The organism is Pseudoduganella sp. GCM10020061, assembly GCF_042683405.1.
In the GTDB taxonomy this organism is placed as follows: Bacteria; Pseudomonadota; Gammaproteobacteria; order Burkholderiales; family Burkholderiaceae_D; genus Telluria.
The window spans coordinates 64,841-82,098 of sequence record NZ_JBHUJS010000012.1; the positions used below are offsets into that span (position 1 = coordinate 64,841).

Consider the following 17,258-nt stretch of genomic DNA (forward strand, 5'->3'; position numbering starts at 1 on the left):
TCCAGGTTCTCTGCGCAGGCGATTAAGCGTTGTGCAGGTCGGTGTATGGCAGCAGGGCGAGGTAGCGCGCGCGCTTGATCGCGGTGTCCACCTGGCGCTGGTAGTGCGCCTTGGTGCCGGTCAGGCGTGCTGGCATGATCTTGCCGTTTTCCTGGACGAAGTCCTTCAGGGTGTCGACGTCTTTGTAGTCAACTTGCTCAACGCCAGCGGCGGTGAAGCGGCAGAACTTCTTGCGCTTGAACAGTGGGTTCTGTTGTTTGCGCTTCTCTTTCATCTTGTTCTTGTCGAACTTTTTACCGAATGCCATTTCGAGGCTCCTGTATCTATCTAATTAAAGTCAATGATGTGGAACACTAAGCTTTTGCTGTTGCGGTTCTTTTTCGCCAGGAAGCCGGTGAACTGGTAGGTTGCCCCCAGTTCCGCCCTGCTCATCCGACCTGAAATTTCGCCTGCGGCGAGCGCGGCTATTTCAAAATCGACCTGCCTGGCCACCCCTGCCTCCACCTGCTGCGAGCTATGCTGCAGCGTGGCGCCGGTAATCGGCACGCCGGCCGGGGTGTAGCGCAGTATGTCGCGCTCGATGATCGTCGCAACAACGACGAGCTGGTTCACTTAGGCCGCTGGAGCAGCTGCTTGTGCAGCTTCTGCGCGGTGGCTCTTGGCTGCGTCTTCGCGTTGTACCGACTTCATCATCGGCGACGGTGCGGTTTCAGCCTTCTTCATTTTCACGGTCAGGTGACGCAGCACGGCATCATTGAATTTGAATGCGGTTTCCAGCTCGACCAGGGTCTCGTTGTCGCACTCGATGTTCATGCAGATGTAGTGTGCCTTTGGCAGCTTCTGGATCTGGTATGCCATCTGGCGGCGGCCCCAGTCTTCCACGCGATGGACGTTACCGCCACGGGTCGTGACCGTGGTCTTGTAGCGCTCGATCATCGCCGGAACTTGCTCGCTCTGGTCCGGGTGGACGATAAAAACGATTTCATAATGACGCATCAATAACTCCTTAAGGACGTTTAAACAAATGCCCACCCCGGCGTCAAGACGGGTGTGGGAAGGGAAAGCCGGCAATTATAACGCGATCGGCGCTGCGGTTCAAGTAGGGGAGTATCCGCTCGGAAACGCGCGCTGCGCGGATACCCCTAGGGGGTATGCGGTTTGCACGGAAGCGGCGCGAAAAACAGGGGGAGTATGCGGGCGCCCGTGGGCGCGGACGGCGGTGTGGGGGCACCGGCGCCGTCCGCGCCCGGGCGGTACTGCGCTTGCTCAGCGGCCGGCCAGGTGGCGCGGCTCGTTGTCCAGGATCGTCAGCGTGGTGTGCGCGGCGCGCAGGGTGGCGGCGTCGGTCGCGAAGATGCGGGTCGGCGCCGGGCGCGACATGCGCTTGTACGCTTCGCGCCTGCTGCGCGGGCCGAATTCGTCCGGCGGCAGCGTGATCCGCACCACCCCGCCTACCACGCGCGCCGGGTTGTTCGGGTACTGGTAACCGGTGTCTTCCGGCCAGCTGGACGGCGACGGCGACGGCGCCGCCAGCTGCGGACTGCCGTTCTCGTCGGTCGGCACGACCACCACCGCGTTCGGGCAAGGCATGTCGGTCAAGGTGACGCGGCCCTGCTCATCGGTGCATTTAACGACGTCCGCCTGGGCCAGGCCGGCGGGCCCGGCCACGCACGCGGCCCACAATGCAAGTATGGGAATGCGTTTCATGATGATGTCCTTTTGTCTATGTTGACATCATCGCGCGGCACCGCCCTCCCCTCTGTTCGCCCTCCCACAAAGCCCTGTAGGACCGCAGCGCGTCAGAATGCAGGCATAGACCACATTTTCCTTGCATTATGCGAAATACTGTACAAAAATACAGGCTGGTCTAACATACAGCCGAATAACCATGCTCAAGCTCACCGCCCGGCAGGAACAAATCCTCAACCTGATCAAGGAAGCCATCGACAACACCGGCTTCCCGCCGACCCGCGCGGAAATCGCGCAGGAGCTGGGCTTCAAGTCCGCCAACGCGGCCGAAGAGCACCTGCAGGCGCTGGCGCGCAAGGGCGCGATCGAGATCTCGCCGGGCACCTCGCGCGGCATCCGCCTGCTGGGCGCGGCCGCCGAGGCGCCGCCTGCGGTGCCGGCTGCGCTGATGATGGCGCTGCCGCTGGTGGGCCGGGTCGCCGCGGGTTCGCCGATCCTTGCGACCGAGCATGTGGAAGCGACCTACAGCGTGGATGCGGCCATGTTCTCGGCCAAGCCGGACTTCCTGCTGAAGGTGCGCGGCTGGTCGATGCGCGATGCCGGCATCAACGACGGCGATTTGCTGGCGGTGAAAAAGGTGGACAGCGCGAAGAACGGCCAGATCGTGGTCGCCCGCATCAACGACGACGTCACGGTCAAGCGCTACCGCAAGACCGGCTCGACCATCGAGCTGCTGCCGGAGAACCCGGACTTCAAGATCATTACCGTCAATCCGGAGGCGGATGACTTTGCGCTGGAAGGCCTGGCGGTCGGCCTGATGCGCACCTGGCATTAAGAAATTGGTTGTCGTCCCAGCGAAGGCTGGGACCCATACGGAGTTTCCGGGCTTTTGGCCTGTTCCACTGAACGAACGGTGTATGGATCCCAGCTTTCGCTGGGATGACTATCGCTCGCGTTAAAGGCCAGGGAGCGTCCCCTGCCGGGGACAGCCCCTGTCGACCTTAGTGGCCGGCGCTCGGGATGGTGGTGGGGCGGCGCACCCGGTCCCCGCCGTACTCTTCCTGGATATGCTTGGTTGTCTCGTTGTGATCCTTGACCCAGGCATCCGTCGCGACGCGCCAGGCATCGTAGTCCGCCATGATGGTCTTGGCCTTGACGCTGGCCGTCAGCCCTACTTCCGCCTGCGCCGCCTTGATGCGCGCAATCGCCTTCTCCCTCTCCTCCGGCGTCATCAGCGCGAACACGTCCTTCGGGATGCGCGCTTCCGGCGCTTCCTTCTTGTTCAGGTTATCGACGAAGCGGTTGTAGCAGTGCTGCCATTTGGTGACGCGCTCGCCCACCGCCGTGATCTCGGCATTGTCCTTGGAGATCTGCGGAATGCGCGGCGTGCGGCAGGCGAACTCGCCCGACTTGAGCTCGTACCCGTCGTAGCGCGTGGTCCACTGCTCGATCTCGGCCTTGCGCGCCTCGCGCTGCTGCGCCAATTCGGGCGTCACCGGCTTCGACTGCCCGGCGGCGAATACTGGGGCGCTGATCGCCAGCGCAAAGCAGAACAGGAATTTGGTCATGTTGTCGTCGGAGGTCAGTGGGTCGGTCGGTTGATCGGTTATGCGTCCAGCGCGTTGCGGAAGTCCGCCAGCAGGTCGTCCTGGTCTTCGATGCCGACCGAGACGCGGATCAGCGATTCGGCGATCCCCATCTGCGCGCGGCGCTCGGCGCCCATCTCGAAGAAGATCGTATGCGCCACCGGGATGACCAGCGTGCGCGTATCGCCCAGGTTGCTGGCCGGGATGCCGACCGTCATGCGGTTCAGGTAATCGAAGCAGTCGATGCCGTCCTTCAGCTCGAACGACAGCAGCGAGCCGCAGCTGCGGAACAGCGAAGCGGCCAGCGCGTGCTGCGGATGGGATTCCAGGCCGGGGTAGTACACATGGGCCACGCGCGGATCCGCTTCCAGCATGCGCGCCAGCGCCAAGGCATTGGACGCGGCGCGCTCCATGCGCAGCGCCAGCGTCTCGGCGCCCACCGCGATGTGGTGCGCCGCTTCCGGACCGAGCGCCGCGCCGAAGTCGCGCAGCGCCTTGGCGCGCAGCTGCGCCAGGCCCCACATGCGCGGCGGGTTCTTCTTGTAGCTGTCGAAGATGTTGGGGTACGCCTGCCAGTCGTAGGCGCCCGTATCGGTGATGCAGCCGCCCAGCGCATTGCCATGGCCGCCGATCGACTTGGTCAATGCATTGACCACCAGCCCCGCGCCCACGTCCTTCGGGCGGAACAGGTAGGGCGTGGTCATGGTGTTGTCCACCACGTACAGGATACCGCGCTCGGCGCACAGCTGGCCGATGCGTGCCAGGTCGGCGACCTGGGTGCGCGGATTGGCGATCGTCTCGACGAACACCAGGCGGGTCCGCGGCGTGATGGCCGCTGCCACATTGGCCACGTCGGTCGCATCGGCAAAGCTCACGCCCACGCCCTGCCCCGCCACCGTATTCCACAGGCTGTTGGTGTTCCCGAACAGGAAGCTGGACGACACCACGTGGTCGCCCGCGCGCAGCAGCGCCTGGAACAGCGCGCCGATCGCGCCCATGCCAGTGGCAAAGCAGATCGATCCCACGCCCTGCTCCATGCGCGTGACCTTTTCTTCCAGCGCAGCCACGGTCGGGTTGCCCTGGCGTCCGTAGCGGAAGCCCGGCTCCTTGCCCTGGAAGACCGATGCCAGCTGGCGCGCATCCGCGTAGCCGAAGGCTACCGAGGTGTGCACCGGCTTGTGCAGGGAGCCGGCTTCCACCGCCTTCTGGCGGTCGCCGTGCAGGATGGTGGTGGTGAAGCCGGGCTGCTTCATTCCGCGTCGATCTTGTTCAGGTTGAGCTGGGTGCGAATCAGGTCGTCCTGCTTTTCCTTCGGATTGTGGCGGGCGCGCTCCAGGCGGTCCAGGTACTCCGGCGTGACGTCGCCGGTGATGTAGCGGCCGTCGAAGCAGGACGCCTCGAAGTCCGTGAGCGCCGGGTTCACGTCGGAGATCGAACGCTTGAGCGACTCGATGTCCTGGTAGATCAGCGCATCGGCGGTGATCTCGCGGCAGATCTCGTCGCGGGTACGGCCGTGCGCAATCAGCTCGTCGCGGGTCGGCATGTCGATGCCGTACACGTTCGGGAACAGCACCGGAGGCGCGGCCGACGCGAAGTACACGTTGCGGGCGCCCGCTTCGCGCGCCATCTGCACGATCTCGCGGCTGGTGGTGCCGCGCACGATCGAGTCGTCCACCAGCAGCACGTTCTTGCCCTTGAACTCGGCGCCGATGGCGTTGAGCTTCTGGCGCACCGATTTCTTGCGCATGGCCTGGCCGGGCATGATGAAGGTGCGGCCGATGTAGCGGTTCTTGATGAAGCCTTCGCGGTATTCCACGCCCAGCTTGAGCGCGAGCTGGATCGCGGCAGGACGCGACGAGTCCGGGATCGGCATCACCACGTCGATGTCGCCGGTGCGCAGCTCGGCCTTGATCTTGTCTGCCAGGTACTCGCCCATCTTGAGGCGGGTGGCGTACACCGACGCGCCGTCGATGACGGAATCGGGACGCGCCAGGTAGACGTATTCGAACGCGCAAGGATTGAGCTGCGGATTGTCCGCGCACTGGCGCGCGTGCAGCTTGCCGTCCATGTCCACGAACACGGCCTCGCCCGGCAGGACGTCGCGCAGGAAGCGGAAGCCCATGCCCTCGAGCGCCACCGATTCGCTCGCGATCAGGTATTCGGTTACGCCCTGCTCGTTCTCCTGCGCGCCGATGCACAGCGGGCGGATGCCGAACGGGTCGCGGAACGCCAGCAGGCCGTAGCCCGCAATCTGCGCCACCGCGGCGTAGGCGCCGCGCACGCGCTTGTGCAGCATGGCGACGGCCTTGAAGATGCCGTCCGGGTCGAGCGAGTAGCCGACCGATGCTTCCTGGATCTCGTGCGCCAGCACGTTCAGCATGACTTCCGAATCGGAATCCGTGTTGATGTGGCGGCGGTCGTTCTTGAACATCTCGATCTTGAGCTGTTCCCAGTTGGTGAGGTTGCCGTTGTGGGCGAAGGTGATGCCGAACGGCGCGTTCACGTAGAACGGCTGCGCCTCTTCTTCGCTGGACGAGCCGGCGGTCGGATAGCGCACGTGGCCGATGCCGGTGTTACCCAGCAGCGAGCGCATATTGCGGGTCCTGAACACGTCGCGCACCAGGCCATTGGCCTTGTACATCGAGAAGGTGCTGTTCTGGCTGGTCGCGATGCCAGCGGCGTCCTGGCCGCGGTGCTGCAGCAGCAGCAACGCGTCGTACAGGGTCTGGTTGACAGGGGAATTGGAAGCGATACCGACGATGCCGCACATGATGTTGCTCCTGATTGGACCTACTTGATTTCAAAAATTCTTCAATAGCGCAGGTGGCGCGCCAGCGCTTCGGGCAGCAATGGCCGGATGGCGCGCGCAGTGCCTTCTACCGCGGGACGCAGCTGGGCGTTCTTCCAGAACGGCTGCTGCGGGATCGCGGTCATTGCGCACACCGTCACCACCGCGAGGACGATCACCACGCCGCGCGCAAAACCGAAGCCGGCGCCGAGCAGGCGGTCCACCGGCGACAGGCCGGTCGCGCTGACCAGCGCCCCGATCGCCATGCTCACCAGTCCCATCAGCAGGCGGGTGCCGATGAACAGCACGATGAACGCGACGATCAGCCGCACCACTTCGCCGGGGATCACGGCCGGCAGCATCGCCGCCAGCTTGGCGCCAAACGCATTCGCGACGAAGAACGCCGCCACCCAGCCCGCCAGCGACAGCACTTCCTTCACCAGCCCGCGGAACACGCCGATCACGATCGACGAGGCGAGCGTGCCCAGCACCAGGTAGTCGAAAACCGTCACGAGCCAGGCTTAGTCGGCGACGACGGTGCTGGACAGACCGATCTTCTGCAGCTTCGCGTGGGCCTGGTCGGCCTGCGCGCGCGTGGCGAACGGACCCACGCGCACACGGGTCGCGCCCGACGGCGTCTTTTGCGTGTACGAGGCGATACCGGCGCCGGACAACCTGGCGCGCAGTTCGGCCACCTTCTCGGCGGAGCTGAATGCGCCCACCTGGACTACAAATTTTTCATCGGGCGCGGCGGCGGCCTTCGGCTTGTCGGCCGGCTTGCCTTCGAGGATCGCGAGCGCGCGCGAGGTATCGTCGGCAGGCTTGGCGGCCGCTTTCTCCGCCGGCTTTGGCGCCGGCTCGGCGCGGGCCGGCGCTTTCGCCTCCGGCGCCGGCTGGGTTTTCGGTTCGCTCACGGGCGCTTTGGTCACGGGCGGCTGGGCCGCAGCCGGCGCCTCGACAATCTCTTCGCCCTGTTCCAGCGCGGCGGTGGCATCGACGGTGGCCACGTCCGCCGCTTCCGGCTGGGTAGCGGCAGGCGCTGCGGCGGCCGGCGCAGCGGCGCCAGGCACCGGCAGCGGCGCGACCTTGTCCTTGCTCGGGATCTGGATCGCGATGTCGGTGGCGAGCGGCCGGGGCTCGGAGTCGAGCACCATCGGCAGTCCGACCGCTACCGCGAGCGCCAGCGCGATCGCGCCCACCAGGCGGCGGCGTGCGCGCTTTTTCTCGGGAAGCATGGGGTCGGCCGCTTCGCTTTTGCGGGCGCGGCGCGGTGCGCCTTCGCCCGCGCTGGAAGCGCGCTTGGATTTGGCGACTGCCGCGATTGCATCCGCGTCGTCAGCCTTGAAATAGTGGCCGCTGTCTTCGCCAGCGGGTTCCTGCCTGTTTTGCTCAGATTGCGACGAGAAGCCCATGCGGTAGCTTTTCAGAGTGAGGTTTTTCGGGCGGCCATCACACCGGCGACGGTGTAAAAGGAGCCAAAGACCACAATTCTATCATTCTCACCGGCCCGCTTGATGGCATCGTCGAAAGCGGCCGCGGGGTCGTCGAAGGTGGTGGCGGACCAGTCGCCCGGCTTGGGGCTGGCCGGCGCATGCGCCTGCACCATGTGCGCCAGTTCGGCCGGGTCGGCCGAGCGCGGCGACGGCAGCCGCGCCAGGTTCCAATGGTCGACGTACTGCGCCATCGGCGCGATCACGCCTTCGATGTCCTTGTCCTGCATCACGCCGAACACCGCGTAGGTATAGGGGTGGAAGCCCATGTTGCCGAGGTTCTGCGCCAGCGTGGCCGCCGCATGCGGGTTGTGGGCCACGTCGTAGATGATGGCCGGGCGTCCCGGCAGCACCTGGAAGCGGCCCGGCAGCTCGACCATCACGAGGCCCGTGCGCACTTCCTGCGCGCCGACCGGGAGCTGGTTCCTGAGCACTTCGAGCGCGGCCAGCGCGGCCGAGGCGTTGAGCAGCTGGTTGGCGCCGCGCAGGCTCGGGTAGGCCAGCGAGTTGCGGCGCTGGGAGCGCCCGCCGTAATTCCACTGCTGCTTGTCGCCGGAATAGTTGAAGTCGCGCGACAGCAGCCACAGGTCGGCGCCGATCGCATTCGCGTGCTCGACCAGCGACTGCGGCGGCACCGGGTCGCTGCAGATCGCCGCCTTGCCCGGCCTGAAGATGCCGGCTTTTTCGAAGCCGATCTTCTCGCGCGTGTCGCCCAGGTAGTCGGTGTGGTCGATGTCGACGCTGGTCACGATGGACACGTCCGCATCGATCACGTTGACCGCGTCCAGCCGTCCGCCCAGTCCCACTTCCAGGATCACCACATCGAGGCCGCTGCCGGCCAGCAGGTGCATGATCGCCAGCGTGGTGAATTCGAAATACGTGAGCGGCACGTCGCCGCGCTTCGCTTCCACCGCGTTGAAGGCGGCCACCAGCGCTTCGTCGCTGGCCATTTCGCCGTTGACGCGGGCGCGCTCGTTAAAGTGCAGGAAGTGCGGCTTGATGTACAGCCCGACACGGTAGCCGGCGCGCAGCAGGATCGACTCGAGCATGGCGCAGGTCGAGCCCTTGCCGTTGGTGCCGGCCACCATGATGACCGGACAGCCGAACGCGAGCCCCATCGCCTCCTTGACCTGCTGGACGCGGGCCAGGCCCATGTCGATGTGCGTTTCGGCGTGGCGCGACTCGAGCAGCGCAAGCCAGTCGGCCAAGGTAGTCGGGAGAGTGTGCATGGATGTCGGGCGAAACGGGCGTGCGCGCCCAGGGCGCGCACGCGGGAGGGGAGAATCAGGCGATGACGTCGGCTGGCTGGTTCTGCAGCAGCGCGAGCAGGCGCGCGATTTCTTCGCGCATCTGGCGGCGGTCCACGATCATGTCGATCGCGCCCTTCTGCAGCAGGAACTCGGAACGCTGGAAGCCTTCTGGCAGCTTTTCGCGCACGGTGTTCTCGATCACGCGCGGGCCGGCGAAGCCGATCAGGGCCTTCGGTTCGGCCATCACCACGTCGCCCATGAAGGCGAACGATGCGGACACGCCGCCCATGGTCGGGTCGGTCAGCACGCTGATGAACGGCAGCTTCTTCTCGGACAGCTTGGTCAGCATCGAGGTGGTTTTCGCCATCTGCATCAGCGACAGCAGGCCTTCCTGCATGCGCGCGCCGCCGGTGGCGGTAATGCACACGAACGGCACTTTCTGCTCCAGCGCCTGCTGGGCGCCGCGGGCGAAGCGCTCGCCCACCACGGAGCCCATCGAGCCGCCCATGAATTCGAATTCGAAGCAGGCCACCACGACCGGCATGCTCATGATCGAGCCGCCCAGCACGACCATCGCGTCGGTCTCGCCGGTGGCGTCCATCGCCTGCTTGAGGCGGTCAGGATACTTCTTGCTGTCCTTGAACTTGAGCGTGTCGACCGGCAGCACTTCCTGGCCGATCTCGTAGCGGCCGCCTTCGTCCAGCAGTGCGTCGAGGCGGTCGCGGGCGCGGATGCGCATGTGGTGGTCGCACTTGGGGCAGACGTGCAGGTTCGATTCCAGGTCGGTTCGGTACAGGACTGCCTCGCACGAAGGGCATTTCACCCACAGGCCTTCCGGCATCGTCTTGCGCGCGCCGGCATCGGACCGCTGGATTCGCGGGGGCAGCAATTTTTCCAACCAACTCATGGAGACTCCTTTACGGCTTATTCGGTGGCGGTAGTTTAGCCGCTCAACCCGTTCTTGTCGAACCTTGCAACGAGAGAAACATTGTGCTCTATGCAGCGTCTTCGGTGTAATCCTCTTCGGGGAACACAATCTTGCTTACCGTCTCGGGATCGAATGTGGTGCGGGCGAGGATCAACTCGTACAACGCTTGCATTGCCATCCACGCCTGAGGCGTATCACCCAGGGCCAAGGAAAGCCGCCATGCAAGATCAGCAGTAAACGGGGCTTTTTCTTCCACAATAGCGCGAACCGCGTCAGCTGGCATGCCGAGCGTTTCGGCCAACTGATCGACAGTCATACCTGAAGCCTCAAGCACTTGCTCGCGCAAGTATGCACCGGGATGCCGCGGAGGTTCCGTCAAATCTTCCCATGCGATTCGGATTTTTTCGGTACGCAGCCAATCGTCCGGAGCCAGTCCAAGCTGGCTGGACAGAATTGCGGCCATGTGCGCCGTGATATAGCCCTCCCCGCGAAGCAACTCTGCAAAACCAGCCTCATCCATCCCGAGTCGACGGGAGCATTCAAGGGCAGTCAGATTCAACTCACCCATAAAGCGCTGACGGATGATGTCGCCGACTGTCGGCGGTGTTGGAATCTTCATCAGTGATAGTCCTCATCATCCAAATCGACGACGTTGCCATCCTCAAATTCGAACGTCAGACGCCAGTTCGCACGCACTCGCAGTGACCAACGAACTTTCAACTTTCCCTGGAGCGGATGTAGGGCAAATCCCGGACGGTTCAGATCGCCTAACGTCCGTGCTCCGTTCAATGCATTGAGCAAAAGGCGAAGCCGTTGCTGGTGAGTAGGCTGGATACCTTTCAGCGTATCAGATTCAAAGAAGGCACGGAGGCCTTTATGTTTGAACTTGGTGATCATCCAACCAAGTTACCGCTGCCGGGACGCCCAGCACCTGATACCGATTAAAAAAAGGGCTTGGGTAGGGACGGTACTGCCGCCTTGGCGCCTGCCGGGACCGTCCCCTTCCCTGCTAGCTATCCAGGGCGGTGCGGATGGTGGAGAGGAAGGTGCGCACAGCAGCGACCGCCTGCTCGGGTGGCGTGTTTTCCAGTTCCTGGATGATGCGGCTGCCGATCACGACGGCGTCGGCCACTTCGGACAGCGCTTTCGCGGTGGCGGCGTCGCGGATGCCGAAGCCGACGCCCACCGGCAGCGTGACGTGCTCGCGGATCGCGGCAACGCGGCGCGCAACGTCGGCGGTGTCGATATGCCCTGCCCCGGTCACCCCTTTCAGCGAGACGTAGTAGCAGAAGCCGCTGCCGATGCGCGCCACCTGCGCGATGCGCGCAGGGGTGGACGTCGGCGCCAGCAGGAAGATCAGGTCCAGGCCCGCGGCACGCATCTGCGCCGCGAACTCCTCGCATTCCTCGGGCGGATAGTCGACCACGATGGCGCCGTCGGCGCCGGCATCGCGGCACTGGGCGACGAAGTTCGATGGCCCCATGCGTTCGATCGGGTTGGCATAACCCATCAGTACCACGGGCGTGGACTGGTTCGTCATGCGGAACTCGCGCACATAGTCCAGCACGTCCTGCATGCCGATGCCGAACTTGAGCGCGCGCTCGCAGGCACGCTGGATGACCGGGCCTTCCGCCATCGGGTCCGAGAACGGCACGCCCAGTTCCAGCACGTCCGCGCCGCCCTCGACCAGCGCATGCATGAGCGGCACGGTCAGTTCGGGCGCCGGATCGCCGGCGGTAATGAAGGTCACGAGGCCGGTGCGGCCCTGCTGCCTGAGCTGCTCGAAGGTAGCTGCAATCCTTGACATGGTCGTCGCTCCCTCGTCAGTTGAAGTTCAGGCCGGCGCGCTCGGCGACGGTGTGCATGTCCTTGTCGCCGCGGCCGGACAGGTTCACGAGGATGGTCTTATCCTTCGGCAGTGTCGCCGCGAGCTTGGCCGCGTACGCGAGCGCGTGCGAGGACTCCAGCGCCGGGATGATGCCTTCGATGTGGCAGCAGTCGTGGAACGCGGCCAGCGCTTCGTCGTCGGTGATCGAAACGTATTGCGCGCGCCCGCAGTCCTTCAGCCACGCGTGCTCCGGGCCCACGCCGGGATAATCCAGGCCGGCCGACACCGAATGCGTCTCGATGATCTGGCCGTTTGCATCCTGCAGCAGGTAGGTGCGGTTGCCGTGCAGGACGCCGGCCGCACCCGCGGTCAGCGATGCGGCATGCTTGCCGCTGTCCAGGCCCTCGCCCGCCGCTTCCACGCCGATCAGCTGGGTTTCCTTGTGGTCGATGTAGGGATAGAAGATGCCCATCGCGTTCGAGCCGCCGCCGATGCAGGCGACCACATAGTCGGGCTGGCGCCCGGTCATCTCCGGCATCTGCTGCAGGCATTCCTCGCCGATCACGGACTGGAAGTCGCGCACCATCATCGGGTACGGGTGCGGGCCGGCCACGGTGCCGATGATGTAGAAGGTGTTCTCGATGTTGGTGACCCAGTCGCGCATCGCTTCGTTGAGCGCGTCCTTGAGCGTCCTGGAGCCCGATTCCACCGGCACCACGGTCGCGCCGAGGAGCTTCATGCGGTACACGTTCTGCGCCTGGCGCTTGACGTCCTCGCTGCCCATGTACACCACGCATTCGAGGCCGAAGCGCGCGCAGATGGTGGCGGTAGCCACGCCGTGCTGCCCTGCCCCGGTTTCGGCGATGATGCGCTGCTTGCCCATGCGGCGCGCCAGCAGGGCCTGTCCGATCACGTTGTTGATCTTGTGCGCGCCGGTATGGTTCAGGTCCTCGCGCTTGAAGAAGATCTGCGCGCCGCCCATCTGTTCCGACCAGCGCCTGGCGTGATAGACCGGCGACGGCCGGCCGACGAAGTGCTTGAGCTCATAGCGGAACTCTTCCAGGAACTCGGGGTCTTGCGAGTAGCGTGCGTAGGCTTCGTTCAGCTCGGCCAGCGCGTGGCTCAGGGTCTCGGCGACGAAGGAGCCGCCATAGCGGCCGAAATGCCCGGTTGCGTCGGGCAGCGCGTAGTCGGAAGTACGGAACAATGCCGCGGGATGGCCGCGGTCGGATTGCTTGGTCATGGTCTTACCTCTGGATCTGGGTGGTGTCGGCTGCGCGGACCGCTGCGACAAAGTCGGCGATCATGGCAGCGTCCTTGATGCCCTTGCCGCGCTCGACGCCACTGCTGACGTCCACGGCGAACGGGCGTACGCGGTTAACCGCGCCAGTCGCGTTTTGCGCGTTCAAGCCACCACTTAAAACGACCCGAGGCGCGAGCTCGTTTGGAATAAGAGACCAATCAAAAACCTTTCCTGCGCCACCGTAGGCATCCACGTAGGTATCGAGCAACAGGCTCGAAAACAGCGGACTCGCGGCGCGGCATAGACGTTCGTATTCTAGCAAATCGGCGCCGGTGGTGTCGGGCTTTACGCGGAAGGCCTTGATCCAGGGGCGCGCGACCGACGTGGCCAGCGCGGCGCACTGCTCCGGGGTCTCGTCGCCATGGAATTGCAGCAGGCCGATGGGCGCCACGGCCAGCGCCGCGCGCACCTCTGCTTCGGTCGCGTTGACGAACAGCCCGGTGCTGGTCACGAATGGCGGCACCGCGGCGGCCAGCACTGCGGCCTGCTGGGCGCTCACGTAGCGCGGGCTCTTTGGATAGAACACGAACCCGATCGCATCCGCGCCGCTCGCAACGGCAGCGCGAACGTCGTCGACGCGGGTCAGCCCGCAAATCTTGATCCGGGTACGATTCATTGGAAAAAAGTCAGAACCAGGGCAAGGGGCTCAGCTTTTCCTGCGGCAGGCCCCATTTGTCATCGTACTCGATTTTGGCGAGGTACAGCCCGTCCGGCATGAAGGTCGGCGCGGCCAGGTTGCGGTCCTGCCCGGCCAGCACGCCGGCCATCCAGTCCGGCTCGTTGCGGCCGGTGCCGACGAAGATCAGGCTGCCGACGATATTGCGCACCATGTGGTGCAGGAAGGCCGATGCGCGCAGCGTAAAGACGATCAGGTCCCCGCGCCGCTCGATGCCGATCTCGTGCATCTGCTTGATGGGCGACTTGGCCTGGCATTCGGACGAGCGGAAGGCGGTAAAGTCGTGCGTGCCCAGCAGGTGGGCGGCGGCTTCGCGCATGCGCTCCACGTCCAGCGGGCGGAATACCCAGCCGGCCCGGCCATGCAGCAGCGAGGATGGCACCGCATGGTTGTACAGCACGTAGTGGTAGGTGCGCGAGCGCGCGGCAAAGCGCGCGTGGAACTCGTCGCCCTCGATGACCGGCAGCTCGTGCGCCCAGCGCACCACGATCGAATCGGGCAGGAAGGTGTTGGTGCCGCGCACCCAGGACTGCGGCGCGCGCGCCAGGTCGGTGTCGAAATGGACCACCTGCTCGGTCGCGTGGACGCCGCGGTCGGTGCGGCCGGCGCAGGTGGTGGCCAGCTTCACGCACGCGAATTTTTCGAGTGCGATCTCCAGCCTGTCCTGCACGGTGTTGCGGTCTGTCTGTTTCTGGTAACCGTTCCAGGGCGTGCCGTCGTACTGCACGCCGAGTGCGATCCGCTTCATCAAACCAGCTGTTCGCGCAGTGCGCTTGCCTTTGCAACCTGGGCCGGGGTGCCGCCCTTGATCACTTCGTCGACCAGTTCGCGCGCGCCTTCCTTGTCGCCGATCTCCTGGTAGGCGATGGCAAGATCCAGCTTGGTTTCCATTTCCATGTTTTCGGCGCCCGCTTCGATCGGCTCCGGCACGGCGGTCGCCTCTTCCGGCTCGCCCACGGCAGGCAGGTCCAGGTCCAGGCCAGACAGGTCGAACGATGGCGCAGCCGGTGCCGCCGCGGCAGGCGCCGGGGTGTCGGCCGATGCCGGCAGTTCGAGCGAGAACATGTCGGCGTCGAATTCGGACGGCTCCACCGCTTGCGCGGCAGGCGCAGGCTTGCCGGCCTGGTCGTCCACTTCCTGGGCAGCCAGGTCGAAGTCCATTGCGTCCAGGTCGAGCATTGCGTCCGGCAGGTCGGCGCCGGCCGTCGGGGTCGCGGCAGCCGGCTGGGCGGCCGGCAGTTCGGGCAGGTCCGGCAGGTCGAATTCGCGCGCCAGGTCGGCCATCGCCGCATCGTCGGCAGCCGCCGCAGGGGCGGTCGCCGGCATGAAGTCCAGGCTCAGGTCGTCCAGGCGGGCTTCCACCGGCTCTGCCGGGGTGTCCGCTTTCGTTTCGGCGGCAGGCGTATCGAAGGCCAGGTCGAACGCCATGTCCGGCAGTTCGGCGCTGTCGGCGGGCTCCAGCTGGGGCTCTTCCTTCGCGGCAGGCGCGGCATCGGATGCCGGAACGGCGGTCGCATCCATGTCGAACGACAGGTCGGCCAGCGGCTCGAGCGGAGCGGCAGCGGCTTCCGGCGCAGGCGAGGCAGTCTTTTCAGGCTCGAACGACAGGCCGCCAAGGTCGAAGTCCAGCGTGTGCTCTTCTTCCTTCGGCTGGGCCGGGGCCTCGTCCAGCGGCAGCGCGGTAGCCATGTCGCGGCTCAGGTCCAGGTCCATTGGCGCTGCCGGGGAGGCGGTCAGCGCGTCGTCCAGTTCCTGCGTCAGCAGCGCCTGCTGATCGCGTTCCTCGGCCGATGGCGTGGCCGCCGGTGCGCCTGGCGCGCCGGCATACAGCGGATTGAGCGGGTCGATCGCCAGGCCCAGCGCCGCAGCTTGCGCCCAGTCGTCGCCGGTGCCCTTGGTGAGGCTGTAGATCTCGCCGGCCTGGGTTTCGAATGCGCGCTGGTCCTTGCGCGATGCGTAAATCTCCAGCAGCTTGAGGCGCACCGGCATGCGTTCCGGATGGGTGCGCAGCGCTTCCTTCAGGATTTCCTCGGCCTGGGCGTCGCGGCCATAGGCGATGTACACGTCCGCTTCGGCGACCGGATCGACTTCGTTGGTGTCGAGCTGGCTGGCCGATGGGGCGAAGCTGGAATTGAAGACGCTGTTGCTGGTGTCGACGCTCTGGCCGCCGGTTTCGGCGAACATGGACGGGGCCTGCTCGCTTGGCGCGCCGAGCGTGCTTGGCGCCAGGATCACGGCGTCTTCCACGGTCTTTTTGCGGCGCTTGCTGATCGCGTAGGCCGCGAGCAGCAGCGCCAGCAGCGCGCCGCCGATGTAGTGCAGGTTGCCGATGATGCTGTCGACCAGCGTCGGCTCGGCCACGGAGCGCTTCCTGTCCAGGCGCGCTTCGCGCTTCGGCTTGGCGGGCGCGGTGGCCGCAGGCTGCGCGGCCGGCGGCGGGGTTTGCGTCAGTTCGCCGGCCGGCGCGGTCGCGGGCGTGCCGCCCTTCACTGCCAGCAGCTGTTCCAGCTCGCTGACGTTGCGTTCGAGTTCCTTGACGCGCGCGGCTGCGTCGGCCAGCTCGCGCTCTTTGGCGATGCGCTCTTCCACGCCGGCGCTGCCGCCCTGGGCGGCGTCGCCTGCGGCTGGAGCGCGCGACAGGCGCAGCTGGTCCTTCGCTTCATTGACCGCGGTCGGACGCTCCTGCACGCGGGCCGTGATGCGGCCGGCGGCGGACTGCGAGGCTTCCGTCGCGCGCGACGGGTCGGCGCTGGCGACCTGGCCGGCCAGCTTGTTGCGGTAGGCGTTGAAGTCGGCGGCATGCGCGACCACGACGCCGCGCGCTTCGCCTTCGCCGGCGCCGCGGATCGCGTCGCTGTCCGGCACCGTGAGGATGGTGCCCGAACGCAGGCGGTTCATGTTATTGCCGATGAAGGCGTCCGGATTGGCGCGGTACAGCGCCACCAGCATCACGTCGAGCGAGATGTCGGCCGGCCTGATTTCACGGGCGATCTTGCCCAGCGTGTCGCCGGCGCGCACGCGGTACTCGGTTTCGCCCTGGGCCGGCGCGGCCGGCTTGGCAGCCGCCGGCTGCGGCGCCGGGCGCTGCACCGGCGCGGCGGCGGGACGCTGTTCGGCCGGCTGGCGCACCGCTTGCGGCGCCACCTGCGCCGATTGCGTGGTGCGCAGTTCGGCCGGGTCGAGCAGGAAGGTGTATTCGCGCACCAGGCGGCCGTTGGCCCACGACAGCTCGATCAGCATGTCCACGAAGGGCTCGTTGAGCGGCTGGCTGGAGGTGACGCGCACATACTGGCGGCCGTTGCGCTGGTCCACCGTAAATTGCAGCGACATCAGCGCCGGGTTGAATTCGATGTTGGCCGCGCGGAAGGCGTCGGCCGACGCGAGCTTGACTGCCAGTCCCTGTGCTTCCTCCGGCGCCACTGCCGTCAGCTCGATCTCGGCGCGCAGCGGCTGGCCAAGCGAGGACAGGACGGTCAGCTTGCCCAGGCCGGCGGCGTAGGCGGAGCCCGCAAGCAGCACGCTGGCGACGGCGCCCGTCATGGCTTTCAACGCGAACGACACGATCTGGGGACGATGTTTTACATGCATAGTAGGAAGCAATTGAGTTTACAGGGGGCAAAAGCCCGTCTTCTGAGGGGCCAACATATCATCATGCTCTATGGCATGCAAGCATTCAGGGGGGAAATGACGGGGGCAGCCAACGTTCTCTGAGCATCGTAA

At 65.6% G+C, this 17,258-nt stretch carries 19 protein-coding genes; 1 reads left to right on the plus strand and 18 read right to left on the minus strand.

Going from position 1 to position 17,258, the window contains the following annotated elements:
* Positions 1-22 precede the first annotated feature (22 nt).
* From rpsR to ACFSQR_RS16010, 4 genes are all read right to left on the minus strand, one after another.
* On the minus strand, positions 23-307 hold the full coding sequence (rpsR, locus tag ACFSQR_RS15995) for a 30S ribosomal protein S18 (protein WP_132259327.1): 285 nt from the start codon (positions 305-307) through the stop codon (positions 23-25).
* 20 nt (positions 308-327) lie between these two features.
* Complete coding sequence (priB, locus tag ACFSQR_RS16000) at positions 328-612, minus strand: primosomal replication protein N (protein ID WP_377730970.1); 285 nt, start codon at positions 610-612, stop codon at positions 328-330.
* On the minus strand, positions 613-996 hold the full coding sequence (gene rpsF / locus ACFSQR_RS16005) for a 30S ribosomal protein S6 (RefSeq protein ID WP_377730972.1): 384 nt from the start codon (positions 994-996) through the stop codon (positions 613-615).
* A 270-nt stretch (positions 997-1,266) separates the two neighbouring features.
* Positions 1,267-1,707, minus strand: coding sequence for a DUF4124 domain-containing protein (locus ACFSQR_RS16010; protein ID WP_377730973.1), 441 nt, complete (start codon positions 1,705-1,707; stop codon positions 1,267-1,269).
* Positions 1,708-1,888: 181 nt separating this feature from the next.
* Here ACFSQR_RS16010 and lexA point away from each other — a divergent pair, with 181 nt between their 5' ends.
* Positions 1,889-2,524, plus strand: a complete 636-nt coding sequence (gene lexA, locus ACFSQR_RS16015) for a transcriptional repressor LexA (RefSeq protein ID WP_377730974.1) — start codon at positions 1,889-1,891, stop codon at positions 2,522-2,524.
* Between the two features lie 166 nt (positions 2,525-2,690).
* Here lexA and ACFSQR_RS16020 read toward each other — a convergent pair whose 3' ends face one another.
* The 14 genes from ACFSQR_RS16020 to ACFSQR_RS16085 form a co-directional block, all read right to left on the minus strand.
* A complete protein-coding gene (locus ACFSQR_RS16020) occupies positions 2,691-3,257 on the minus strand; it encodes a hypothetical protein (RefSeq protein ID WP_377730975.1) in 567 nt (188 codons plus the stop codon).
* A 38-nt stretch (positions 3,258-3,295) separates the two neighbouring features.
* Complete coding sequence (locus ACFSQR_RS16025; protein ID WP_377730977.1) at positions 3,296-4,528, minus strand: cystathionine gamma-synthase family protein; 1,233 nt, start codon at positions 4,526-4,528, stop codon at positions 3,296-3,298.
* The gene (purF, locus tag ACFSQR_RS16030) at positions 4,525-6,045 is read right to left on the minus strand and encodes an amidophosphoribosyltransferase (RefSeq protein WP_377730978.1); all 1,521 of its coding nucleotides are present in this window, start codon (positions 6,043-6,045) and stop codon (positions 4,525-4,527) included. The genes ACFSQR_RS16025 and purF overlap by 4 nt, the downstream gene beginning before the upstream one ends.
* A gap of 41 nt (positions 6,046-6,086) precedes the next feature.
* Entirely contained in the window at positions 6,087-6,575 is a 489-nt protein-coding gene (locus ACFSQR_RS16035) for a CvpA family protein (RefSeq protein ID WP_377730980.1), read from the minus strand.
* A gap of 9 nt (positions 6,576-6,584) precedes the next feature.
* On the minus strand, positions 6,585-7,475 hold the full coding sequence (locus tag ACFSQR_RS16040; protein WP_377730981.1) for an SPOR domain-containing protein: 891 nt from the start codon (positions 7,473-7,475) through the stop codon (positions 6,585-6,587).
* An 11-nt stretch (positions 7,476-7,486) separates the two neighbouring features.
* Positions 7,487-8,782, minus strand: a complete 1,296-nt coding sequence (gene folC, locus ACFSQR_RS16045; protein WP_377730982.1) for a bifunctional tetrahydrofolate synthase/dihydrofolate synthase — start codon at positions 8,780-8,782, stop codon at positions 7,487-7,489.
* A gap of 55 nt (positions 8,783-8,837) precedes the next feature.
* Positions 8,838-9,710: an acetyl-CoA carboxylase, carboxyltransferase subunit beta gene (gene accD, locus ACFSQR_RS16050; protein ID WP_377730983.1), complete on the minus strand. Its 873-nt coding sequence runs from the start codon at positions 9,708-9,710 to the stop codon at positions 8,838-8,840.
* An 88-nt stretch (positions 9,711-9,798) separates the two neighbouring features.
* Complete coding sequence (locus tag ACFSQR_RS16055; protein WP_377730984.1) at positions 9,799-10,350, minus strand: HigA family addiction module antitoxin; 552 nt, start codon at positions 10,348-10,350, stop codon at positions 9,799-9,801.
* The gene (locus ACFSQR_RS16060) at positions 10,350-10,628 is read right to left on the minus strand and encodes a type II toxin-antitoxin system RelE/ParE family toxin (RefSeq protein ID WP_377730985.1); all 279 of its coding nucleotides are present in this window, start codon (positions 10,626-10,628) and stop codon (positions 10,350-10,352) included. Before ACFSQR_RS16060 ends, ACFSQR_RS16055 begins: the two co-directional genes overlap by 1 nt.
* Positions 10,629-10,740: 112 nt before the next feature.
* A complete protein-coding gene (gene trpA / locus ACFSQR_RS16065) occupies positions 10,741-11,538 on the minus strand; it encodes a tryptophan synthase subunit alpha (protein WP_377730986.1) in 798 nt (265 codons plus the stop codon).
* Between the two features lie 16 nt (positions 11,539-11,554).
* Positions 11,555-12,802 carry a tryptophan synthase subunit beta gene (gene trpB, locus ACFSQR_RS16070; protein WP_377730987.1) on the minus strand — a complete coding sequence of 416 codons (1,248 nt, stop codon included), beginning with the start codon at positions 12,800-12,802 and terminating at the stop codon, positions 11,555-11,557.
* A gap of 4 nt (positions 12,803-12,806) precedes the next feature.
* On the minus strand, positions 12,807-13,478 hold the full coding sequence (locus ACFSQR_RS16075) for a phosphoribosylanthranilate isomerase (protein WP_377730988.1): 672 nt from the start codon (positions 13,476-13,478) through the stop codon (positions 12,807-12,809).
* Between the two features lie 10 nt (positions 13,479-13,488).
* Positions 13,489-14,286, minus strand: a complete 798-nt coding sequence (gene truA / locus ACFSQR_RS16080; RefSeq protein ID WP_377730989.1) for a tRNA pseudouridine(38-40) synthase TruA — start codon at positions 14,284-14,286, stop codon at positions 13,489-13,491.
* Entirely contained in the window at positions 14,286-17,126 is a 2,841-nt protein-coding gene (locus ACFSQR_RS16085; protein WP_377730990.1) for a FimV/HubP family polar landmark protein, read from the minus strand. Before ACFSQR_RS16085 ends, truA begins: the two co-directional genes overlap by 1 nt.
* Between the last annotated feature and the right edge of the window lie 132 nt (positions 17,127-17,258).